Annotated in this window: 16 protein-coding genes; 5 read left to right on the forward strand and 11 right to left on the reverse strand. The window is 61.0% G+C overall.

The genetic code is table 11. From position 1 onward, the window contains the following. Positions 1–68: 68 nt before the first annotated feature. The 7 genes from SLW74_RS03035 to glnE form a co-directional block, all read right to left on the reverse strand. Complete coding sequence (locus SLW74_RS03035) at positions 69–824, reverse strand: lipopolysaccharide kinase InaA family protein (RefSeq protein WP_369303899.1); 756 nt, start codon at positions 822–824, stop codon at positions 69–71. Beyond that, a complete protein-coding gene (locus SLW74_RS03040) occupies positions 821–1,555 on the reverse strand; it encodes a lipopolysaccharide kinase InaA family protein (RefSeq protein ID WP_065987853.1) in 735 nt (244 codons plus the stop codon). The genes SLW74_RS03035 and SLW74_RS03040 overlap by 4 nt, the downstream gene beginning before the upstream one ends. Then, the gene (gene rfaP, locus SLW74_RS03045; RefSeq protein WP_410928107.1) at positions 1,555–2,361 is read right to left on the reverse strand and encodes a lipopolysaccharide core heptose(I) kinase RfaP; all 807 of its coding nucleotides are present in this window, start codon (positions 2,359–2,361) and stop codon (positions 1,555–1,557) included. Before rfaP ends, SLW74_RS03040 begins: the two co-directional genes overlap by 1 nt. Then, positions 2,358–3,482, reverse strand: coding sequence for a glycosyltransferase family 4 protein (locus SLW74_RS03050; protein WP_410928108.1), 1,125 nt, complete (start codon positions 3,480–3,482; stop codon positions 2,358–2,360). The genes rfaP and SLW74_RS03050 overlap by 4 nt, the downstream gene beginning before the upstream one ends. Then, positions 3,482–4,546, reverse strand: a complete 1,065-nt coding sequence (gene waaC, locus SLW74_RS03055; RefSeq protein ID WP_410928109.1) for a lipopolysaccharide heptosyltransferase I — start codon at positions 4,544–4,546, stop codon at positions 3,482–3,484. Before waaC ends, SLW74_RS03050 begins: the two co-directional genes overlap by 1 nt. Before the next feature lies 1 nt (position 4,547). Then, positions 4,548–5,582 carry a lipopolysaccharide heptosyltransferase II gene (waaF, locus tag SLW74_RS03060; RefSeq protein WP_192130982.1) on the reverse strand — a complete coding sequence of 345 codons (1,035 nt, stop codon included), beginning with the start codon at positions 5,580–5,582 and terminating at the stop codon, positions 4,548–4,550. 126 nt (positions 5,583–5,708) lie between these two features. After that, entirely contained in the window at positions 5,709–8,660 is a 2,952-nt protein-coding gene (gene glnE, locus SLW74_RS03065) for a bifunctional [glutamate--ammonia ligase]-adenylyl-L-tyrosine phosphorylase/[glutamate--ammonia-ligase] adenylyltransferase (RefSeq protein WP_410928110.1), read from the reverse strand. 384 nt (positions 8,661–9,044) lie between these two features. On the opposite strand from glnE, the gene aceE reads away from it, so the two are divergent. From aceE to msrA, 4 genes are all read left to right on the forward strand, one after another. Continuing rightward, positions 9,045–11,690 (forward strand): pyruvate dehydrogenase (acetyl-transferring), homodimeric type, encoded by a 2,646-nt coding sequence (aceE, locus tag SLW74_RS03070; protein ID WP_065987859.1) that lies wholly within the window; start codon positions 9,045–9,047, stop codon positions 11,688–11,690. A 146-nt stretch (positions 11,691–11,836) separates the two neighbouring features. Continuing rightward, the gene (gene aceF / locus SLW74_RS03075; RefSeq protein WP_192130978.1) at positions 11,837–13,498 is read left to right on the forward strand and encodes a dihydrolipoyllysine-residue acetyltransferase; all 1,662 of its coding nucleotides are present in this window, start codon (positions 11,837–11,839) and stop codon (positions 13,496–13,498) included. 434 nt (positions 13,499–13,932) lie between these two features. Then, positions 13,933–16,626: a putative bifunctional diguanylate cyclase/phosphodiesterase gene (locus SLW74_RS03080; protein ID WP_369319073.1), complete on the forward strand. Its 2,694-nt coding sequence runs from the start codon at positions 13,933–13,935 to the stop codon at positions 16,624–16,626. Between the two features lie 125 nt (positions 16,627–16,751). Beyond that, entirely contained in the window at positions 16,752–17,414 is a 663-nt protein-coding gene (msrA, locus tag SLW74_RS03085) for a peptide-methionine (S)-S-oxide reductase MsrA (RefSeq protein WP_369319072.1), read from the forward strand. Between the two features lie 200 nt (positions 17,415–17,614). On the opposite strand, the gene SLW74_RS03090 is transcribed toward msrA, so the two are convergent. Beyond that, a complete protein-coding gene (locus SLW74_RS03090) occupies positions 17,615–18,454 on the reverse strand; it encodes a 23S rRNA (adenine(2030)-N(6))-methyltransferase RlmJ (RefSeq protein ID WP_192130972.1) in 840 nt (279 codons plus the stop codon). A 331-nt stretch (positions 18,455–18,785) separates the two neighbouring features. Between SLW74_RS03090 and SLW74_RS03095 the strand changes: the two genes are divergently transcribed. Continuing rightward, positions 18,786–19,049 carry a hypothetical protein gene (locus SLW74_RS03095; protein WP_410928111.1) on the forward strand — a complete coding sequence of 88 codons (264 nt, stop codon included), beginning with the start codon at positions 18,786–18,788 and terminating at the stop codon, positions 19,047–19,049. 46 nt (positions 19,050–19,095) lie between these two features. Here SLW74_RS03095 and SLW74_RS03100 read toward each other — a convergent pair whose 3' ends face one another. The 3 genes from SLW74_RS03100 to SLW74_RS03110 form a co-directional block, all read right to left on the reverse strand. Continuing rightward, positions 19,096–20,016, reverse strand: coding sequence for a halovibrin HvnA (locus SLW74_RS03100; protein ID WP_410928112.1), 921 nt, complete (start codon positions 20,014–20,016; stop codon positions 19,096–19,098). 321 nt (positions 20,017–20,337) lie between these two features. Continuing rightward, positions 20,338–21,441 carry a GlxA family transcriptional regulator gene (locus SLW74_RS03105; RefSeq protein ID WP_065987867.1) on the reverse strand — a complete coding sequence of 368 codons (1,104 nt, stop codon included), beginning with the start codon at positions 21,439–21,441 and terminating at the stop codon, positions 20,338–20,340. 469 nt (positions 21,442–21,910) lie between these two features. Further along, on the reverse strand, positions 21,911–23,287 hold the full coding sequence (locus tag SLW74_RS03110; protein WP_192130968.1) for an L-serine ammonia-lyase: 1,377 nt from the start codon (positions 23,285–23,287) through the stop codon (positions 21,911–21,913). Between the last annotated feature and the right edge of the window lie 41 nt (positions 23,288–23,328).

The following is a 23,328-nucleotide window of genomic DNA, read 5'->3' on the forward strand; positions in this document are numbered from 1 at the left end:
CTTTGATCAAGCCTGTCCAGATTGCAGATCTGACAGGCAGTGAATCTCGTGTGCATCAAAACCGGAAATCACCGGTCACGGCGCTTGTGACTGCCCCGCTTGGCAACCCGCTGCCACCAAGCGTCAACCAGCCCGCTGTCGGTCGGGGCGTGCAGATAAGCGGCGAGCAGCTCGCGGATTTCGGTCTCGTTCCAGACCGGTGCGCGGCGCAGCAAAGGCTCGATGTCCTTGACCCGGTCGCGCTGGCCGAAGATCGACTTGCGCGTCTTCTCCAGGTCGATCAGCTGCGCCATGTACTCGCCGCCCCGCGCACGCATGAAAATATGCTTGGGATAGAAACAGCCATGCACCTGCCCGGCCTTGTGCAGCGTGCGCGCCAGTTGCCCGCAGGCCTGCAGAATCGCCAGACGCTCGGTGGCCGGCCGCTCGTGCCAGTCCTGCAACAGCGTGTCCAGGTCGGTCCAGCCATCCAGCGCCCGGGTCATGAGAATCGCGCGGCGCTCGCCGTCGACTTTCCTGTCGGCGTAAAACACCGCATGCAGCGCCGGAATGCCCAGCTTCTGATACAGGCTGATGTTGCGAAACTCCCGGGAAAACGAAGGCTCGCCGAACGGGTGATGCAGGGTGTACGTCAGGTAGTTGCTCTGGCGCTTGAGGTAATAACCGGAGCCTTCCAGCTCCAGGCGAAACACACTGCTCCAGCCGCCGCGACCGGTGTTGGGTTCATCCACCGCGTCGAGTTCGACGTTCCACAACGCATCGAAGTCCGCCAGACCGTGCCGCTCCAGCAGCCCCCTGTCGGCGTCAGCAATGAAAACACTCATTCACGACCCTCAAAAAAACTGACGATGTGGCGGATGCGCTTTTTGTCTGATTCGTTCAAGCGTTCGCGCCCACGGTATTGCAGATAGAAGCGCAGACGCTGAGTGGCCGACAGATGATATTTAGCCACCTTGTCTAGGCACGCAAGGTCTTTGGTGATCCGGTAGCGCAGCATGAAGCTGACCCAGAACGCCCCGTTGGGGCAGTCGATCAAGAACACCGTTGCCTGATCGTCCACCAGCAAGTTGCGCCACTTCAGATCGTTATGGGTGAAGTGATGGTCGTGCATGGTTCGGGTGTAACGCGCCACCTGCTGGCTGACGCCGTTGACCCATGAACGGCTGTCCAGGCGCGTGTCGTTGACCCGCGCCAGTTCGGACAAATCTTCGGTGCGCGGCAGCTCTCGGGTGATCAGCGCGCCGCGATCATACGCAGCGCCGTTGCGCTCCAGGCCCCAGGCGACGACTTCTGCCGTCGGAATGCCCCACTTGGCGAAGCGCTTGAGGTTCTGCCATTCGGACTTGACCCGTGGCCGTCCCAGATACCGGCGCAAACCCTTGCCCGCCGCGACGTAGCGCTTGACGTAGTAGTTCACGCCACCGCGTTCGACGCGGATGACTTCGGACAACGGATCGCGGGTCAGCCGCTCGCCTTTGAGGGCGAACACGGCGTCGAGGGTGCCGAAGTCGTCCGTCAGCGCGGCGTAGCCAGGCTCCAGCTTCCAACCCGCCATCAGAGCGCATCCCCGTAACGCAGTTTGCGCTGATAGAGCTTCTCGGCCTTGCCTTCAAGCCAGCTCAACAGCGCCGATTCCTGGGCGAGGATCTGCCGCAGCGGCTGCTGGAAATAGCCCTTGAGAAAGCGCAGTTTGTCGCGCCGGGTCAGGCCGATGTCCATCGCCGAGAAATACAGCGCGGCGAGGTCTTTGTTGCGCCAACGCTGGGTAATCGCCGGGCGCGTCTGGGCGCGGTGCAGGTCGATCACCGAGAGCCTGAAATCATCAGGCGTGACCGGCGTGTCGGTGTGCAGCAGAAAATGACAGATGTAGCAGTCGCGATGATTAACCCCGGCGCGGTGCATCATGCCCACCAGCCGAGCGACTTCAGCGATGTACGCGCGCTTCATGCGCGGCTCGGGCGGCTCGGTGCGCCAGTTGAGGCTGACGTCTTCCAGGCTCTCGGTCGGCGCCAGTTCTTCGGTGATGATGAACGAATGCTGCGTGGCTGGATTGTTGCCGCGCTCGCCGTACGCCACAGCGGTCATGGTCGGCACGCCGACTTCATGCAGACGGTTGACCGCGTCCCACTCCTGACCCGCGCCGAGCACCGGCAGTTTGGCGGTCAGCAGGTTCTTCGCCACTTCACCCCAGCCGATGCCGCGGTGAATCTTGACGAAGTAACCGCGCCCGTTGACCTCGGTGCGCAACGTGCGCCGGTTTTCGAGCTCGCGATAGACCTGGCCTTCAAGCGCCTCGACGGCTTCGAACGCATCGCGCCCGGCCCAGAGGCTCTTGAAGGGTTCAACAAGGATCAGTTTCATCCGTGGTGCTCCGCCAGAATCACATCCGCAGCGTGCTGCGGCATGCTGTAAAGATCAGCCGTGTCGGCGAATGTCAGCCCGTTGCGGCTCCAGGTGCTGCGCGCGGCGGCGTCCTTGAGGATGCGGGCCAGGTACTGATTGAGCTGGTTCTGTTCGAACGGCTCATCGAGCACCAGACCGCTGTCGGCCTCGGCGATGTAATGGGCGTAGCCGCACACCGCGCTGACCAGCACCGGGAGTCCTGCCACCAGCGCTTCAAGCAGCACGGTGCCGGTGTTTTCGTTGTACGCCGGATGAATCAACAGGTCGGCGCCCAACAGAAAACGCGGAATGTCGCTGCGCCCTTTCATGAAGGTGACGTGATCGCCCAGGCCCAGCGTCGTGCTTTGCAGCTGGAATACCTTGGGGTCGTCCTGGCCGATGACAAACAGTCGCGTGCGTTTTTTCAGTTCAGCAGGCAGCGCCGCCAGCGCCTTGAGGCTGCGGTCGACGCCCTTGGTCTTGAAGCCGGAGCCGATCTGCACGAGCAACAGGTCATCGTCGGCCAGCTTGAACTCGCGACGGAATTCAGCGCGGATTTCAGCCGCATTCGGCGGTGCGCGGCGGTCCTGAGAGATCCCCGGCGGCAGCAGATGAAAGCGCGCGAGCGGCGTGTCGTAATGCTTGATGAAAAGCGGCTGCTGCACCTCGGAGATCATCAGCACTTCGGTCTTGGCGTCTTTGCCGAACACCGCGCGTTCGTAGTCGGCGAAGTGACGGTAGCGGCCCCAGTATTTGTACAGGCCGTGGCGCAGGTTCTGGGCCTTGTCTTCGTAGCAGCCATCGGCGGCGTAGTACACGTCCAGACCGGGCATCTTGTTGAAGCCGATCAACCGGTCCACGGGACGCTTGGCCAGGTCGGCATTCATCCAGTCGGTGAGCTTTTCGTTGCGGCGGTGGTTGAAGATCGCCTTGACCGGCGCCACCAGCACTTCGAAGCCGGGCGGCACGTCGCCCTCCCAGATCAGCGTGTAGACGCGGATTTTATGGCCGCGCTGCTGGCACTCCAGGGCGATGCGCATGAAGTCACGCTGCAGGCCGCCGAAGGGGAAGTATTTATAAAGCACGAATGCCAGTTGCATCAGGGATGTTCCTTTGCCAGCAATAGCGCGCCTAACTGGTTCGCTACCCGCTCGGGATTCAGGCGAGTAAAGCACATGGGCCACTCGCGTTCGGTATCGACCTGACGCTGATCTTCAGGCGTCGGTCGGTAGGTGCATTTCTTTTGCAGGCACGGCGCGCAGGCGGGGTAATCGGCCGCCAGATGAACCTGCGAACGGCCGTAGGCGCCGGTCAGACCCGGATTGGTCGGGCCGAACAACGAAAGCGTCGGTACGTCCAGTGCGGCAGCCAGATGACCAAGACCGGTATCAACGGCGACGCAGCCCTGGGCGCTCGCCAGTACGCGAGCAACCCCTGCCAGATTGAGTTTGGGCAACACGACGGCATTATCAAGGCCATCGGCAATGCGCTCGGCACGCGCCTTCTCGGCCGGGTTGCCCCACGGCAGTCGCACTTCCAGTCCTTGGTTGATCATGCGTTCGGCCAATTGTCGCCAATACAGCTCGGGCCAGTGCTTGGTGTCCCACGTGGTGCCATGCAGGAACAGCACGAAGGGCGCGTCGTGTGTGGCAGTGAGCAGGCGGCTGCGATCAAGGCCGTAATCGCCCAGTCCCGCAGGCACCTGATAGCCCAGCGCCTGGCCGAACAGCTGACGCAAGCGCTCTACCGCATGCTGGCCCCGGGCAACGGCGTAGGGGCGATCGTAGAAACGAGCGGCCATGGGCTCGCGCGCAGAAGTCTTGCCCAGCCCGGCGACAGGCGCTTTGACATAGCGGGTCAGCCAGGCACTTTTCAGCAGGCCCTGGGCGTCGATCACCAGATCGTAGTGGGTGTCGCGCAGGCGCTGTTTGAACTGGCGCCATTCGCCATTCTTGACGGTCTGCCAGAGGTTCTTGCGCCAGCGACGGATCGCCACCGGAATCACGTTGGCGACCGCCGGATGCCAGGTCGGGATCTCGGAGAAGCCCTCTTCCACCACCCAGTCGAACTGGATGCCCGGCAGCGCGCCCATGGCGTCGGTCAGCGCGGGCAAGGTGTGGATCACGTCACCCAGTGACGAAGTTTTGATCAGCAGTACCCGCAAGTCAGGCGACCTCGACCGGGGCGGCGCCAATGCGGCCGAGGGCCTGGATCACCGAATCCGGCTCCAGCAGGCGCAGGCAGTTGTAATGGCCGAAGCGGCAGGTGCGCTCGAAACACGGGCTGCACTCGATGCCGAGGCGGACGATCTCGACTTCATCGGCCAGCGGCGGCGTGAAGCCCGGCGAGGTCGAACCGTACACCGCCACCAGCGGGCGATTCAGCGCGGCGGCCACGTGCATCAGCCCCGAATCGTTGGAGACCACGGCGTCCGCGCAGGACAGCAGGTCAATGGCTTCGGCCAGTGACGTGCCGCCGCTGAGGTTCATGGATTCTTCGCGCAGGCCCGGAATCAGCCGCTCACGAATGCTTTCGCCCACCCCATGGTCGTTCTTGGAGCCGAACAGCCAGACTTGCCAGCCTTCACGAATCTTCGCTTCGGCGACCTTGGCGTAATGCTCGGAAGGCCAGCGCTTGGACTCACCGAACTCGGCGCCCGGGCACAGCGCGAGCACGGGCCGATCAAGGCTCAGACCGAACTTGGTTAGCGCCGCGTCACGGCTGGCGGTTTCGATTTGCAGGCTGGGTTTGGGATAAGGGCGCGGCAATTCAGCGCCCTTGTCGTAGGCCAGCGCCATGAAACGTTCGATCATCAGCGGGTAACGCTGTTTGTCGAGGGTGCGCACGTCATTAAGCAGGCCGTAGCGAAACTCGCCACGCCAGCCGGTGCGTTTGGGAATGCCGGCGAAGAACGGCACCAGCGCCGACTTCAGGGAATTGGGCAGCAGAATCGCCTGATCGTACTGGCCCTTGAGGGACTTGCCGATGCGCCTGCGCGTGGCCAGTTCCAGCGCGCCATGGCCGAGCGGGAAGCTCAAGGCCGTGCGCACTTCAGGCATGCGCTCAAGGATCGGCCGGCTCCACTCGGGCGCCAGCACATCGATTTCGCACTGCGGGTGACGCTGTTTCAGGCACTGGAACAGCGTCTGCGCCATCACCATGTCACCGACCCAGCTGGGCCCTACGATCAGAATTCTCATGCTCATCCAAAAACGACCAGAAACGAGCAGGGAGGCCCATCAAACTGCGTGATGCTTGCACACACAGCCTGACGCCTCCCTGTCATAGCTTTATATAGATCCGTCAGATCCGGACCCTGCCAGCAATCAACCCAGCCCCAGCTGCCCCCAGAGCCGCATCACTTCACGCCGTTCGGTGGCGAACTGGTCGCCGGCCACAACACCCGGATCGTTCTGCAACGCCTGTCGGTGAGCGGCCGAGCGGTAGGCCTTGTAGGCCTCACGCAGCAGTCCGGCATCGGCGGCGGCCATCAAGCCCGCCTCTTCAAGGCCTTCGAGAATACGGATGTTATCGGTGTAACGAAGTAGCGCGGGATGCTCTCTGGACCACGCCAGAGCCGCGTATTGCACCATAAATTCAATATCGACGATACCTCCGGCGTCCTGCTTGAGGTCGAACCGCGCCGTCGGTTCAAATGCATTCGCCCCCTTGCCGGCCGCCGTTGCGCGGGTGCCGAGGTTGTCGCGCATCTTGGCGCGCATCTCGCTGACCTCCTGACGCAGCTTCGGCAGATCCCGCTCACGGCCCAGCACCAAAGCGCGAACGGCTTCGAACTGCCGGCCGACATCGGTGCTGCCCACCAGCACCCGCGCGCGCACCAACGCCTGATGCTCCCACGTCCAGGCCTCGTTCTCCTGATACCGGGAAAACGCCCCGAGCGAGCTCACCAGCAAGCCCGCCGCGCCAGACGGGCGAAGGCGCATGTCGACTTCGTACAACTGCCCGGAGTTGGTCTGGGTGGTGATCAGGTGAATGATCCGCTGACCGAGCCGGGTGAAAAACTGCGCGCCATCGATCGGCTTGGCGCCGTCGGTCTCAGCCTGGGGATCGCCGTCGTGGATGAACACCAGGTCCAAATCAGAGCCGTGTCCCAGCTCAATGCCGCCGACCTTGCCGTAGCCGACGATGACAAAACCGGGATCGCACAAGGTGCCATCCGGACGCCGCGGCGCGCCATGGCGGGCAACAGTGTGGCGCCAGGCGAGCGCCAGCACTTGCTCCAGAATCGCCTCGGCGAGCCAGGTCAGGTAATCGCTGACTTTCATCAGCGGCAGGCTGCCGGTGATTTCCGACGCAGCCACGCGCAGACGGTGCGCCAGCTTGAAATGCCGCAGGGCTTCCATTTGCTGTTCGAGATCGTCCTCGGGAATTCGCGTCAGACGCTCGCGCAGCTCAGCCGCCAGTTCAAGCGCCTGGGGCGGGCTGAACAGGCGACCTTCGTTAAGCAACTCATCGAGCAGCAACGGAAAGCGGGCGATCTGTTCGGCAATCCACGGGCTGGCCGCGCACAGGGTCAGCAATCGACGCAGTGCGCCGGGGTTCTCAGTGAGCAACACCAGATACGCCGAGCGACGGGCCACCGCTTCCACCAGCGGCAGTACCCGCTCCAGCACCAGATCGGGATTGTCGTGCTCGACCGCTTGGGCGAGCAGGCGCGGAATAAAGGCATCAAGCCGTTCGCGCCCCAGACGCTGCATTGAGCGCAGCTGTGAACTGTTGCGCAGGTTGCTCAGATTTTTCAGGGCCTTTTGCGCGTCGGCGAATCCGCCCTCCTGGAGCTGGAGGCAGGCGCTTTCCTCGTTCTGCGACTCTTCCCACAGCGGCAGCCACTCGCCACCGACGATTTCTTCGCCGTGGTCCTGCTGCCCATCTTCCTCGTCCGGGTCAGCGATGACCTGCCGGAAGTGCCACGCGACCCGCTCACGCCAATACATCAGTCGTTCATGGAAACTCGCCCAGTCGGCAAAGCCCATCATGAAGGCGATGCGCGATTTATCCTGCGGGTCGTCGGGGAGCATTTGCGTCTGCCGATCGGCGATCGCCTGAATGGCGTGCTCGGTGTAGCGCAAAAACTGATAGCCCTCACGCAACTCATTGATGACCGCAGCCGGCAAATAGCCCTGTCCTTCCAGGGTTTTCAGCACCTTGAGCAGCGGCCGCTGCTGCAGACTCAAATCGCGCCCGCCGTGAATCAGCTGGAACGCCTGGGCGATGAATTCCACTTCGCGGATGCCGCCGGACCCGAGCTTGATGTTCTCGGCCATTCCCTTGCGGCGGACTTCCTGCTGGATCAACTGCTTCATGGTGCGCAGCGCTTCAATGGCGGAGAAATCCAGGTAGCGGCGATAGACAAACGGCCGCAGCATGTCGAGCAACTCGCTGCCCTTCTCCTGATCGCCGCCCACCACCCGCGCCTTGATCATGGCGTAGCGTTCCCAGTCGCGGCCCTGATCCTGGTAGTACTGCTCCAGCGCGTTGAAACTGAGCACCAAGGCACCGGAAGACCCGTACGGCCGCAGGCGCATGTCGACACGAAAGACAAAGCCGTCGACCGTGACCGGGTCCAGCGCCTTGATCAATCGCTGACCCAGTCGGATGAAGAATTCCTGATTGTCCAGCGGCCGCTTGACGCCCTGGGTTTCGCCGCCTTCGGGGTAGGCAAAGATAAGATCGATGTCCGAGGACAGGTTCAGCTCGACGGCGCCCAGCTTGCCCATGCCGAGGATGACCATCTGCTGCGGCTCGCCGGTCCGACGGCCGGTCGGCGTGCCGAATTGCCGGCAATGCCGCTCATACAGCCACTTGTAAGCCAGATCAATGCAGCCATCTGCCATGTCTGAGAGATCGCGGCAGGTTTCCACCAGATCGGCCTGCCGGGTCAGATCCCGCCAGATAATTCGCACTTGCTGGCGCGTACGTTGACGACGTAGATTACGCCCCAGTTCATCGTCGCTGGCAGCCTGAATGACGGCACTGGCGATGTGCCCAAGCAGCTCGCCGGGCGCAAAACTGCGCTCCAGCTCACCGGATTCAGCGAGGTCGAGCAACATCAGCGGATCGCGCGAAACCTGATCGGCAACAAAATCGCTGGCCGCACAGACGCGGTCGAACGCCTGCAGCCGCGCCTCCGGCCAGGTCTGAAACGACTGCCTGGCTTCATCTGTCAGGGAATCAAGCGCGGTGCGCCAGGATTGGCCGGCCCGCGCGACCAACGGCATAAGGACAGCCGGCAGCTCGGCCAGCAGGGGAAGGCTCATGTTCTATCCTTGATCGGCGTTCAATTGCCAGCCCGACAAGGCGGTCGTAAACACGCCACGGACGGACTGTCGAACAAAGGTTAAAAATTGCTGATGGCTGGCGTTTCTTGGCTGCCAGCAGGTTATATCAGGCGACTCGTCAGATTTTTGCACCGACAACACTGCTTTATCGGACACTGCAACACGAGCGAAAACATCGCTTCGCTGTAGTTTTACTACTGTATATACAAGTCAAAAAGCTGAATTAGCCCAAGATTTGTAGTAAAACTACACAACGCCGGGAACCCATCCGGCCATCCAAGAATTTACATCGTCTGCCCACAAGGCCAGTCGTAACAAACTCAGGCAACCGATTCTGGAAGCCTTTCCGCCCTGGAGCAAGCCATGCAAGACCTCGATCCCGTCGAAACCCAGGAATGGCTGGACGCCCTGGAATCGGTTCTCGACAAAGAAGGCGAAGACCGTGCTCACTACCTGATGACCCGTATGGGTGAGCTGGCCACACGAAGTGGTTCGCAACTGCCTTACGCCATCACCACGCCTTATCGCAACACCATCCCCGTTACCCACGAAGCACGCATGCCTGGCGACCTGTTCATGGAACGCCGCATTCGCTCGCTGGTACGTTGGAACGCATTGGCGATGGTGGTCAAGACCAACATCGGCGACCCGGATCTGGGCGGCCACATCTCCAGCTTCGCTTCCAGTGCAACCCTGTACGACATCGGCTTCAACTACTTCTTCCAGGCCCCGACCGACGAACACGGCGGCGACCTGATCTACTTCCAGGGTCACGCATCGCCAGGCGTTTACGCCCGTGCGTTCATGGAAGGCCGTATCACCGAAGACCAGATGAACAACTTCCGTCAGGAAGTCGATGGCAACGGTCTGTCGTCTTATCCACACCCGTGGCTGATGAAAGACTTCTGGCAGTTCCCGACCGTTTCCATGGGTCTGGGTCCGATTCAGGCGATCTACCAGGCGCGCTTCATGAAGTACCTGGAGCACCGCGGTTACATCCCTGAAGGCAAGCAGAAAGTCTGGTGCTTCCTGGGCGACGGCGAGACCGACGAGCCGGAATCCCTGGGCGCCATCGCCCTGGCCGGTCGCGAGAAGCTCGACAACCTGATCTTCGTCGTGAACTGCAACCTGCAGCGTCTGGACGGTCCGGTTCGCGGCAACGCCAAGATCATCCAGGAACTGGAAGGCGTGTTCCGCGGTGCTCAGTGGAACGTGAGCAAAGTCATCTGGGGCCGTTTCTGGGACCCACTGCTGGCCAAGGACGTCGACGGCATCCTGCAACGTCGTATGGACGAAGTCATCGACGGCGAATACCAGAACTACAAAGCCAAAGACGGCGCGTTCGTGCGCGAACACTTCTTCAACTCGCCAGAACTCAAGGCGATGGTTGCGGATATGTCCGACGACGAAATCTGGAAACTCAACCGTGGCGGTCACGACCCGTACAAGGTCTACGCGGCGTACCACGCAGCGGTGAACCACAAGGGTCAGCCGACCGTGGTTCTGGCCAAGACCATCAAGGGTTATGGCACCGGCGCCGGTGAAGCGAAAAACACCGCGCACAACACCAAGAAGGTCGACGTCGACAGCCTGCGTCACTTCCGTGACCGCTTTGACATCCCGATCAAAGACGATCAGCTCGAAGCCCTGCCGTTCTACAAGCCGGAAGAAGGCAGTGCCGAAGCGCGCTACCTGTCCGAGCGTCGCGCTGCACTGGGCGGCTTCGTGCCACAGCGTCGCGCGCAGAGCTTCAGCCTGCCGACCCCGCCACTGGAAACCCTCAAGGCGATCCTTGATGGCTCCGGCGACCGCGAAATCTCCACCACCATGGCCTTCGTCCGCATCCTGACCCAACTGGTCAAGGACAAGGAAGTGGGTCAGCGCATCGTTCCGATCATCCCGGACGAAGCCCGTACCTTCGGTATGGAAGGCATGTTCCGCCAGCTCGGCATCTACTCGTCCGTAGGACAGCTGTACGAGCCGGTCGACAAAGAACAAGTGATGTTCTACCGCGAGGACAAGAAAGGTCAGATCCTCGAGGAAGGCATCAACGAAGCCGGTGCGATGTCTTCGTTCATCGCTGCAGGTACTTCGTACAGCAGCCACAACCAGCCGATGATTCCGTTCTACATCTTCTACTCGATGTTCGGTTTCCAGCGTATCGGCGATCTGGCATGGGCCGCAGGCGACAGTCGCACCCGTGGCTTCCTGATTGGCGGCACCGCCGGTCGTACCACCCTGAACGGTGAAGGTCTGCAGCACGAAGACGGCCACAGCCACATCCTGGCTTCGACCATCCCGAACTGCCGCACCTTCGATCCGACCTACGGCTACGAGCTGGCGGTGATCATTCAGGACGGCATGAAGAAGATGTTCGAAGAACAGCAGGACGTTTTCTACTACCTGACCGTGATGAACGAGTCCTACACGCAACCTGCCATGCCGGCCGGTTCCGAGGAAGGCATCATCAAGGGCATGTACCTGCTCGAAGAAGACACCAAGGAAGCCGCACACCACGTACAGCTGCTCGGTTCGGGCACCATCCTGCGTGAAGTGCGCGAGGCGGCGAAGATCCTGCGCGAGCAGTTCAACATTGGCGCGGACGTCTGGAGCGTCACCAGCTTCAACGAGTTGCGTCGCGACGGCCTGGCCGTAGAGCGCAGCAACCGCCTGAAGCCCGGCCAGAAGCCACAGTTGAGCTACGTTGAAGAATGCCTCAACGGCCGTAAAGGTCCGGTGATCGCTTCGACCGACTACATGAAACTGTTCGCTGACCAGATCCGTCAGTGGGTTCCGACCAAGGAATACAAAGTTCTGGGCACCGACGGCTTCGGCCGTAGCGACAGCCGCAAGAAGCTGCGCAACTTCTTCGAAGTTGACCGTCACTTCGTGGCGCTGGCCGCCCTGGAAGCCTTGGCCGATCGCGGCGATATCGAACCTAAGGTCGTGGCGGAAGCCATTGCCAAGTTCGGCATCGATCCTGAAAAGCGCAACCCGCTGGACTGCTAAGGTCTGCGTAACGATCGAATAGAGCGCTGAAATGTGCGCGAAACAGCCGCCGATGCGGAATTTACTTCGGTAAATGAGCATCCAGGCTGTTTCGTCGCAGATGAATCAGCGCAGTCGAGGAACAGGTTCTCCTAAGGAGAGACATTGTGAGTGAGTTAATTCGGGTACCCGACATCGGCAACGGTGAAGGTGAAGTCATTGAGTTGATGGTCAAGGTCGGTGATCGCATCGAAGCTGACCAGAGCGTGCTGACGCTGGAGTCGGACAAGGCAAGCATGGAAATCCCTGCGCCTAAAGCCGGTGTCATCAAGGCGATGAAAGTGAAGCTGGGCGACCGTCTGAAAGAAGGCGACGAACTGTTTGAGCTGGAAGTGGAAGGCGAAGCGGCGGCCGAGCCTGCTGCTGCACCTGCTGCCGCCGCGCCCGCCCCTGCTGCTGATAAGCCAGCCGAGAAGCCAGCCGAAGCCGAAGCAGCCCCTGCCGCAGCGGCTGCACCTGCTGCGTCGGATACCGTTCAGGATATTCACGTTCCGGACATCGGTTCGTCGGGCAAGGCTCGCATCATCGAGCTGATGGTCAAAGTGGGCGACAGCATCGAAGCTGATCAATCCCTGATCACTCTGGAATCCGACAAAGCCTCGATGGAGATCCCGTCTCCTGCCGCAGGCATTGTCGAAAGCATCAGCGTCAAGGTTGAAGACGAAGTCGGCACTGGCGACCTGATTCTGAAACTGAAAGTGGCGGGTGCTGCACCGGCTGCCGCGCCTGCTCAGGCGGCTGCACCGGCTCCGGCCAAGGCAGAAACGGCTGCTCCGGCTGCCGCTGCTCCCGCACCGGCTGCCAAAGCTGAAAGCGCTCCTGCACCTGCCGCTGCACCTGCGAACAATGGCGCCAAGGTTCACGCTGGCCCGGCGGTTCGTCAGTTGGCTCGCGAGTTCGGCGTCGAGCTGAACGCCGTGTCGGCAACCGGCCCTCACGGCCGTGTGCTGAAAGAAGACGTGCAGGCGTACGTCAAATCGATCATGACCAAGTCCAAGGACGCGCCTGCTGCTGGCGGCGCTGCCGGCGGCATGGGCATCCCGCCGATTCCGGAAGTCGATTTCAGCCGTTTCGGCGAAACCGAAGAAGTGCCGATGACGCGTCTGATGCAGCTGGGCGCAACCGGTCTGCATCGCAGCTGGCTGAACATTCCGCACGTCACGCAATTCGACCAGGCCGACATCACCGACCTGGAAGCTTTCCGTATCGCGCAGAAAGCCGTGGCCGAAAAAGCCGGCGTCAAGCTGACCGTGCTGCCGCTGCTGCTCAAGGCCAGCGCGCACATGCTCAAGGAGCTGCCGGACTTCAACAGTTCGCTGGCACCCAGTGGCAAGGCGATCATTCGCAAGAAATACTTCAACATCGGTTTCGCGGTGGACACACCGGAAGGCCTGCTGGTCCCGGTCATCAAGAACGTCGATCAGAAGAGCCTGCTGCAACTGGCGGCCGAAGCAGCTGAGCTGGCTGAGAAAGCGCGCTCCAAAAAGCTGTCGGCCAACGACATGCAAGGCGCCTGCTTCACCATCTCCAGCCTGGGTCACATTGGCGGGACCGGCTTCACGCCGATCGTCAACGCGCCGGAAGTGGCGATCCTTGGCGTGTCCAAGGCCACCATGCAACCGGTCTGGGACGGCAAGGCTTTCCAGCCCCGCCTGATGCTGCCGCTGTCGCTGTCCTACGATCACCGCGTGATCAACGGCGCCGCTGCTGCGCGCTTTACCAAGCGTCTGAGCGAATTGTTGGCGGACATCCGCACAATTCTGCTCTAAGCCGCCAACGGACGGTAAAGGGGACAGCGGTAAAGGGGACTGATTTATTTACAACGCTCCACCGTAAATGAATCTGTCCCCGTTCAGCGCCCCCGTTCAGCGCCAGGTTTAACGAGCTGCCACGCTCGTACCTCAACCCCGCTCACTGGCGGGGCTTTTTTTGCCGTTTGAAAAGCACTCATTCACGGCAACAAGTTCCTACAGTATTCGGTCGCGCTGCCGATAGCTGATCATGCACAAACACCAGCCGCTTGACCCTCACCCCGACAATCCGACCAATTACCTCCAGTAAATCAACCGTCTGCCGACAGATTTATAGCACTAAGCCATCGCGCTCACTTGTCAGCCCGTGCGCCATGATGCAACCTTGCGGCACGCGACTTAAAGACGGGCTCCTTGCCCGCGCGACAGCACCCTGAAAGCGAGTTCCTTCCATGAAAAGCCAACCTGATGCTGCCGGAAGACCGGCGGCCGAGGTCGTGACGCAACTACCGGTGCCCTCGCGGCTCGGCATGCTGCGTTTCGAGCGGCTGAATGAACCCAGCTGGGCCATGCTTTACCTGGACCCGAACTGCGAAAAGCACTTCAGCATGCCTGCCGTCGAACTCTGCGCGCTGGTGGGTACGCCTTACGCCAGTCTCATGGAGCCCGAAGCGCGCTATCAATTGCACGACGCCGTGCAGATGCAGCTGGCGGGCAGCGCCCATTACCTGATCCGCTACACCCTGCACACGACGCGCGGCCCGTTGGGTCTGGTGGAGATTGGTGAAGGGTACAAGCAACACAATCGGCATCTGCTGCGAGGTTACCTGATGGTGGTCGATGGGCAGGTCGAGCCCGGCGAACTGATCATCAGCCCCGATCTGGAGGTGCAGAACTCCCGCCTGCAGATCGCGCTGGAACTCAATCAACGAGCCCAGCACGAACAGTTGCTGCATCTGGAGCGGGTCCGCGCGCAGCAAAGCCTGATCCTGCGCCTGGCGCGCCATCGTTACAGTTCGAACAATTCGCTGCAGGAAGCGGCGGAGCTGATCACCAAAAGCGCCTGCGAGATCTACAACATCTCCTGCGCCAGCCTGTGGAACCTCAACGGCAAAACCCTTGAGCCGATTGCCGAGTATCGCCGCGATACCAGCACATTCCCCAAGACCGGCGCGATCGATATCAGTGAATTTCCCAGCTATCTGGACGTGCTGCACACCAGCCGCGCCATCGACGTCAACGATGTCGAGCAGGACCCGCGCACGCGCGAGCTGGTTCAGCGACTGCGAACCCAGGACATCACCGCCATTCTTGACGCTGCTGTGCGCATCGATGGCCAGGTGGTGGGCGTCCTGTGCCTCGAGCAAACCGGTATGCCACGGGAATGGCAGTCCGATGAGATTGCTTTTGCCGGTGAGCTCGCCGATCAGTTTGCCCATGCGATCAACAACCACAACCGCCGCACCGCCACCAGCGCCCTGCACCTGTTTCAGCGTGCCGTGGAGCAGAGCGCCAATGCGTTTTTGCTGGTCAATCGGGACGGCGTGGTCGAGTACGTCAACCCGAGCTTCACCGAGATCACTCAATACCCCGCCGAGGAAGTCCACGGACAGCAACTCTCGGAGCTTCCGGCGCTGGAGAATCTCAGCACGCTGCTGCTCGATGCGAACTCCAGCCTGGTCAACGGAAACAGCTGGCAGGGCGAGTTCAAGAGCCGACGCAAAAACCTGGAACCGTACTGGGGCCAGCTGTCGATTTCCAAGGTGTACGGGGATAACCGCGAGCTGACCCATTACATCGGCATCTACGAAGACATCACTCAGGCCAAGCTCTCCCAACAGCGGATCGAGCGCCTGGCGTACACCGACAATCTGACCAGTCTGGGCAACCGTCCGGCGTTCATCCGCACCCTGGACGAGCACTTTGCCCGCGACGTCGAAACGCCGATCAGTCTTTTGCTGGTGGACATCGACAACTTCAAGCGCATCAACGACAGCCTCGGCCACCAGACCGGCGACAAGTTGCTGATCAGCCTGGCTCGCCGCCTGCGCAACAGCCTGAGCCCGACCGGCATTCTGGCGCGCTTCGCCAGTAACGAATTCGCTGTACTGCTCGACGACACCAGTCCCGAAGAAGGCCAACGCGTTGCCAGCCAAGTGCTGAGCACGCTGGACAAGCCGATGTTCGTCGACAATCAGTTGATCAGCGTGACCGGCTCCGTCGGACTCGCCTGCGCCCCCATCCATGGCCGCGACCCGCAGACGCTGATGAAGAACGCCGGCCTGGCGCTGCACAAGGCCAAGGCCAACGGCAAGCATCAGGTGCAGGTGTTCACTGAAGCGCTGAACGCCGAAGCAAGCTACAAGCTGTTCGTCGAGAACAACCTGCGCCGCGCGCTGACGCAGAACGAACTGGAAGTCTTCTACCAGCCGAAACTGTGCTTGCGCAGCGGCCGCTTGTTGGGCATGGAAGCGCTGTTGCGCTGGAATCATCCGGAAAAAGGTATGATCCGCCCGGACCAGTTCATCAGCGTCGCCGAAGAGACCGGCCTGATCATCCCGATCGGCAAATGGGTCGCGCGTCAGTCCTGCCGCATGAGCAAGCAACTGACTGCTGCCGGCTACGGCAAGCTGCATGTGGCCATAAACGTCTCGCCGAAGCAGTTTTCCGATCCGGAGCTGGTCTCGTCGCTGGCCAGCATTCTGCGTGACGAACAGCTCGACCCGTCCCTGCTGGAACTGGAACTGACTGAGGGCTTGCTGCTGGAAGCGACCGAGGACACGCGATTGCAACTTGAGTCGCTGAAAACCTTGGGCCTGACCTTGGCGATGGATGATTTCGGTACGGGTTATTCGTCGTTCAGCTACCTGAAGAAATTCCCCATCGACGTGATCAAGATCGACCGCAGCTTCATTCGGGACATCCCGGATGATCAGGACGACATGGAAATCACCTCGGCGGTCATCGCCATGGCCCACAACCTCAAGTTGACCGTGGTCGCCGAAGGCATCGAGACGGCGGAACAACTGGCGTTCCTGCGTCGCCATCGTTGCGATGTGGGTCAGGGCTATCTGTTCGACAAACCGATTCCTGGCGAAGAGCTGATCGAGAAACTGCGTCGCTACCCGCGTGGCCCACTGGCCTGACCCCCCTTCCCCGCATCACACCAGTGCGGCACACTTGCCGCCCTGCATTTGCATCAGCCGATTCTGACCCCATATACGGTTTTCACTGACAAGTTGGTTGTCCTGCCCCAGAGAGGATGTGCCTCATGGTTTTGCGCTCGGAAATTCTTGTGAATAAAAACGCTCTCCCCACCGCTCAGCAGGCACTGCCAGGGCGCGAAACTCCCATGGCCCTGCCCGAAACCCATTTCGTCAACGGCACTCCTTTGCTTGGGCCGTTCTTCAACGACGTTGAGTTCGCGATCTTCGGTTTGGGCTGCTTCTGGGGGGCTGAACGGCGCTTCTGGCAGCAAGAGGGTGTGGTCAGCACCGTCGTGGGCTACGCGGGCGGCTTCACGCCGAACCCGACGTACGAAGAAGTCTGCTCGGGGCTGACAGGCCACTCCGAAGTGGTCCTCGTGGTGTACGAGCCTGCGAAGGTCAGCTATGAGCAACTGCTGGCGATGTTCTGGGAATTGCACAATCCGACACAGGGCATGCGTCAGGGCAATGATATCGGCACGCAATACCGCTCGGTGATCTATGCGACAACGCCTGAGCAACTGCAGGCGGCCAAGGCCAGCGCCGAGGTGTATCAGGCCGAGCTGAGCAAGGCCGGCCTGGGGGAAATCACCACCGAGATCGACCAGGCGCCCACCGTGTACTTCGCCGAGGCCTATCACCAGCAATACCTGGCGAAAAACCCCCAGGGCTACTGCGGTATTGGCGGCACCGGCGTCTGCATGCCGCCGAGTCTGGCGGGGAACTAAGCAGTCCCATTGACACACCGGGCGCTCTTCGCAGGACTGGCTTTAGCCGGAAAGGTGTCGGCTGTCACGTCGCAGAATTGAGGGTGTTGCCACTGGCCCCTCCCGGCTGAAGCCGGTCCTACTGACACCGCGCGTAACCCTTGTAGGACTGGCTTTAGCCGGGAAGAGGCCAGCCGTCACGCCGTGGAAATCAGGAGTGGTTACTCCGCAATCAGCCAATCCATCTTCCAGTCACCCTGGGTCTGGCCGAGCTTCTTCGCCAGCCATGGCATCAACTCGCGCAGCTCCTCTTCCAGCCCCCAAGGCGGATTGGCGATTGCCAGGCCGGAGCCGTTGAGGCTGTTGGGCGTGTCCAGCGGATGCACGAACAACTCGACCCGCAGCAGCTTCGGCGCGCCGGTTTCGGCCAGGTCCTGATAGAAGCGCTTGAGCGCGCGCTGGTCCTTGATCGGGTACCAGATGGCGGCGACGGTCTGGCGCATCCGTGCGATGGTTTCCTTGAGGGCGACGGAGCAGCGCTTCATCTCGTCGAGCTGCTCGAACGGAGGATCGATCAGCATCACCGCGCGCTTCTCGTGAACCGGCAACAACGCGCGGGGCACGTGCCAGCCTTCGCCAAGGTGCACGGCGACACGGCGGTCGTATTTCATGTTGTCTTTGAGCAGCGCGCCGTCTTCCGGGTGTTTTTCGTTAAGCAGCACGCGGTCCTGCTCGCGGGTCACGCGGCGGGCCAGTTCGGGAGAGCCCGGGTAATAACGCAGTTCGCCGGTCTTGCGGTTCATGTGGCGGATCGCGTCGATGTAACCAGCCGCCATGTCAGGCACGTCATCGGCATCCCAGAGACGACCTATGCCTTCGATCCACTCGCCGGTGCGCGTGGCCTGATCACCCTGCAAGTCATACAGGCCGATGCCTGCGTGGGTGTCGAGGTAAGCGAGTGGCTGCTCCTTGCGCGACATGAGTGCGATCAAGCGAGTCAGAACGATGTGTTTGAAAACGTCGGCGTGGTTGCCGGCGTGGAAGGCGTGGCGGTAGTTCATGGCGGCTCCTGGAAGGCTGCGGAGTTTAGCAAAACAGCTGAAGCTGCGCAGACCGCTCATGCCCTGACAACCGGAGGAGCCCGAACGACAGGCAAAAAAATCCCCGGTTAAGCCGTTACAAAACCGGGGTGAGGCATTTTCGCGGGCCAGAGGGTGACCAAACCGTACCCCGCGCAATGTAAGTGATCGGATTATGCCAAATGTACTAAACAGTTACATAGCCGAAAACGACACGGTGATGTGTATGCCAGACATCCGCAACCTCGACACTTGCCGAGCCACCATCGGCGCGACCAGAATCGGTTCAATCTGAAAAAACGGAGCGCACGTCATGATGCACGCAGACCTCATCGACCAGGACGACCTGATCAGCCAGCTCAGGGCGATCGGTTTAGACGTGCCTTCCGGTCTCAGCGCCGAACAGGCGTGCGCCCAGGCGGTGCGCGGACTGAATGACGATCGCGCCCGCGAACTGCGCAAGCTGGTGGAGAAACTGCTGAGCGGCAGCGCAACGATCCTGCCGGCCGTGCGCCAAGCGATTGATCAGCAGTTGTTGCCCGCGTTGGCGGCATACAACAAAAACACGCCTCGTTAGTTCGAGTATCGCTAACGTGTCCAGACAGGCACTTACAGGACGCCGGTCATAAGCAAGATGTTGCACCCGGCTGGCAATACTGGTCCGCCGGGGTATAGGTAAAACTGGCGCTTCCCGTTACATCGGCGGGCAGTGCGATATGAACGATTGGAATAAAAGACCCGCCTGTGCTTCTGAAAAAGTCCCATTGATCATGCCTGGCGCCTTTCAAACCACTGGCCTGTTCATAAAAGAACGCCTGAATGGGAAGTTGATTGGGAATATCCTGCGCCCATGCCTGGACCATCAACTCATTGTAATGATGCTGCAAACTGGCCGGTACCAGGTGCATGGCCTGAAGAGACTGATAGAACGATTCCGCACCCAACTCGTTCATCGAATCTCGCACATCGAACGAACATACATAACCATAAATATTGTTTTGATTGGCACCTGACGGGCCTTGATCAAAGTGCGCTTTCCATTGGGCCGCTGTCGAGATGCCCTGGGACTGGCAGCGAGCGCTCACACCGGGATACTGATTGCTCTCACCGCACCCAGGCTGCGCGCGAATCCATGTGTAGCCGTCGATGGGGAAAGAGCACAGCACTCGCAGGTGCTCTTTGCCTGCGGGCGCAGCGAGGATGGGATAGAGGATGAATCCGTTGTCTGTGCCCACCGCCAGGTGGTCGAAATTGGCGTCTTTGCGCAGATAAGAGAAGGATACGCCTGTCCTCCCGGGAACTGGGTTCCAGGCGTGGTAATCCATGGACTCGTTAGTGCCCCTGAACAATACCCCGGAACATAAAAACGCCGGCATCGACTCACTGCCGCAGTTGCGCCGAGTGTCCTGATAATTCGCCTGAATGGCCGCCGCCACCGCCGGGCCATCTAATGTATTAACGCTCTGACTCTTCTGAGGAGGCATGGTTTGACTGGTGCAACCGCAGACCAGCGCGATGGATAAAAGCAGGACGGACAGTTTCATGATGAGCGCTCATTGCCACAAACCGATTCCTTAAACAACGAAGGCCTTAAGGGTGTGGAAGTTTTTATACGCGCGCTATCGACTCACGAAAACTGTCAGAAATGACAGTGCCACCGAGATGGTTTTTTGAATTTAGCCACTTTGCCGCAGGGGCCTGATTCCGTCATTCAGAACTGACCGGAGCGATCATTCAGGACGGGGAGTTATTTCGAATCAATCTAACTGGCAGCAAATACGCCGGGCGGCCATGTGCTGCCGGGGAAGAGCTCCCCGGGCAGACTCACAGGTGTGATGGCCGTACTTTGCGTACAAGCCGCGGTGTTACAGCCGCACACTCGCAAACGTCGACTCGTTACGCGCCTGACTCAGCGCCGACAGCGGGCCTGACAACGGTGCGAGAACGATCGACTGCGGGATCGGCAGCATTGCCACCTGCTGCGTGGTATTGGAGCCGACGCGTTCGTCCCGTGGCGGAATGCCAAAGTATTCGCGGTAGCATTTGGAAAAGTGCGGCGTGGACACGAAGCCGCAGACCGAGGCCACTTCGATGATCGACATCGGCGTTTGCTTGAGCAACTGGCGGGCGCGGATCAGGCGCAGCTTGAGGTAATAGCGCGACGGCGAGCAGTGCAGGTATTTCTGGAACAGCCTTTCCAGCTGACGCCGGGACACGGCGACGTACACGGCGAGCTCATCCAGATCGATCGGTTCTTCGAGGTTGGCTTCCATCAGCGCAACGATTTCCTGCAGCTTCGGCTGATTGGTGCCGAGCATGTGCTTGAGCGGCACACGCTGGTGGTCCTGTTCGTTGCGGATGCGTTCGTAGACGAACATTTCCGAGATCGCGGCGGACAATTCGCGGCCATGATCGCGGCTGATCAGGTGCAGCATCATGTCCAGAGGCGCGGTGCCGCCCGAGCTGGTGAAGCGGTTGCGGTCGAGGGTGAACAGCCGCGTGCTCATGGCGACGCGGGGGAAAGCTTCCTGCATCGCGGCCAGACATTCCCAATGCACGCTGCAATCGAAACCGTCCAGCAAGCCCGCGCAGGCCAGTGCCCAACTGCCGGTGCACACCGCGCCCAGACGACGGGACTGGCGCGCCTGGCTTTGCAGCCAACTGACGTGTTCGCGGGTCACGGTGCGCTGAATGCCGACGCCACCGCAGACGATCACGGTGTCAAGCACCGGCGCTTTGTGCATGGCGGCGTCCGGGGTGATCTGCAGGCCGTCGCTGGCCCAGACCTGGCCGCCATCCGCCGTCAGTGTGGTCCAGCGATACAGCTCGCGGCCCGAGAGCTGGTTCGCCATACGCAGTGGCTCGACCGCTGACGCGAGGGAGATCAGTGTGAAGTTGTCCAGCAGCAGGAAGCCGATGGATTGGGGCGCACGGTTCTGGGGTTGAGCCCCGGAGTTGAACGTAGTCATCACACTTCTCCTCACGCGTAAAACGGTTGAAGGCCTCAGCAGAGGCTCTCGTTGTATCGCCCTCATCTGCGGAGAGCTTGGTCATTGCAACGCAAATGCCATGCCTAAAGTTGAATGGGCATTCAATAACTCCCGATTGCGACGTCGCGAAGCGTCTATTCGGGAGCGACACAACGATTCAAATCGCGACCCCCGGAATGGCTGGGGCGCAGGCGTGGCGGGCGGGATGAGCAATTCCGTAGCACTTGTGTGAACCATCGAATCGGCGGGCGGTCCGGGAGTGTCACCCGATGCACGGGGGGATCGACAGTCGGCGTTGGACCATGGATACGGATGGCATCCCGCCAGCTCAAGAGTGAGCGCGCGCCAAAACGTAGCGGGCTCAGTGGGGCGTGGGCGAAAAGCGAGCAGGCGGTTCTTATGCACCTGCTCCTGTCCCGGGGCTGTCCCGGGCGCTGGCGTTACCGACTCAACATTCGACGGCGCTGACCGCCAGCCCGCCGCGGGACGTCTCTTTGTATTTGTCGTGCATATCGGCGCCGGTGTCGCGCATGGTGCGAATGACGCGGTCCAGCGAGATGAAGTGCTGACCGTCGCCGCGCAGGGCCATTTGCGCGGCATTGATGGCCTTCACTGCAGCGATGGCGTTGCGCTCGATGCACGGCACCTGAACCAGTCCGCCCACCGGATCGCAGGTCAGGCCGAGGTTGTGTTCCAGACCGATTTCAGCCGCGTTGCACAGCTGTTCGGGCGTGGCACCCAGAATGTCCGCCAGCCCGGCCGCCGCCATGGCGCACGCCGAACCGACCTCACCCTGGCAGCCGACTTCGGCGCCGGATATCGATGCATTCTTTTTGCACAAAATACCGATGGCTGCGGCACCCAAGAGGTAATCGACCACGTTGGCTTCGCTGACCTCGTCGCTGAATTTGACGAAGTAATGCAGCACCGCCGGAATGATCCCCGCCGCGCCGTTGGTGGGCGCCGTGACCATGCGACCTCCCGCGGCGTTTTCTTCGTTGACCGCCAGCGCGAACAGGTTGACCCACTCCATCGCGCTCAACGTCGAGCCAATCACGTTCGGCTTGTTCAATTCCAGAAGGCTGCGATGCAGACGCGCTGCGCGACGACGCACGTTCAGGCCGCCCGGCAAAATACCCTCGTGCTTCAGGCCCAGCTCGACGCACGCTTGCATGGCACGCCACAGGTGCATGAGCCCGGCACGGATTTCGTCTTCGCTGCGCCAGACCTTCTCGTTTTCCATCATCAGCTGCGAGACTCGCAAGCCGTGGGTCTCGCAGAGCACCAGCAGCTCATCGGCACTGGAGAAATCGTAAGGCAGCACGGTTTCGTCGCGATCCAGCACGCCACTGGCGGCCTGGGCTTCATCGACGACAAAACCGCCGCCCACCGAGTAGTAAGTGTCGCGATGAAATTCGCCGTGCTCATTGAACGCGACCAGCGTCATGGCATTGGGATGGAACGGCAGGTTTTCGTCGATGAGCAACATGTCGCGCTGCCAGACGAAAGGGATCGGGTGATCGCCGTTGAGCTTCAAGGTGTCGGTCTCACGCAGTTCGGCGATGCGCTGACCGATCAGCCCGGGATCAATCGCATCGGGCCATTCGCCCATCAGGCCCATGATCACCGCGCTGTCGCTGCCATGGCCGACGCCGGTTGCCGACAGCGAGCCATACAGCCGCACTTCAACGCGACTCACCTGCTCTAGTTGATCGCGTTCGCGCAGGCCCTGGACGAACAACGCGGCAGCGCGCATGGGGCCGACGGTGTGTGAGCTGGAGGGGCCGATACCGATCTTGAACAGGTCGAACACGCTGATAGCCATTAACCGCAAACCTCCGAAAACAGGGCTCCCGGCGCGCCGCG

This window comes from Pseudomonas sp. W5-36, from assembly GCF_046540455.1.
GTDB lineage: Bacteria > Pseudomonadota > Gammaproteobacteria > Pseudomonadales > Pseudomonadaceae > Aquipseudomonas > Aquipseudomonas graminis_B.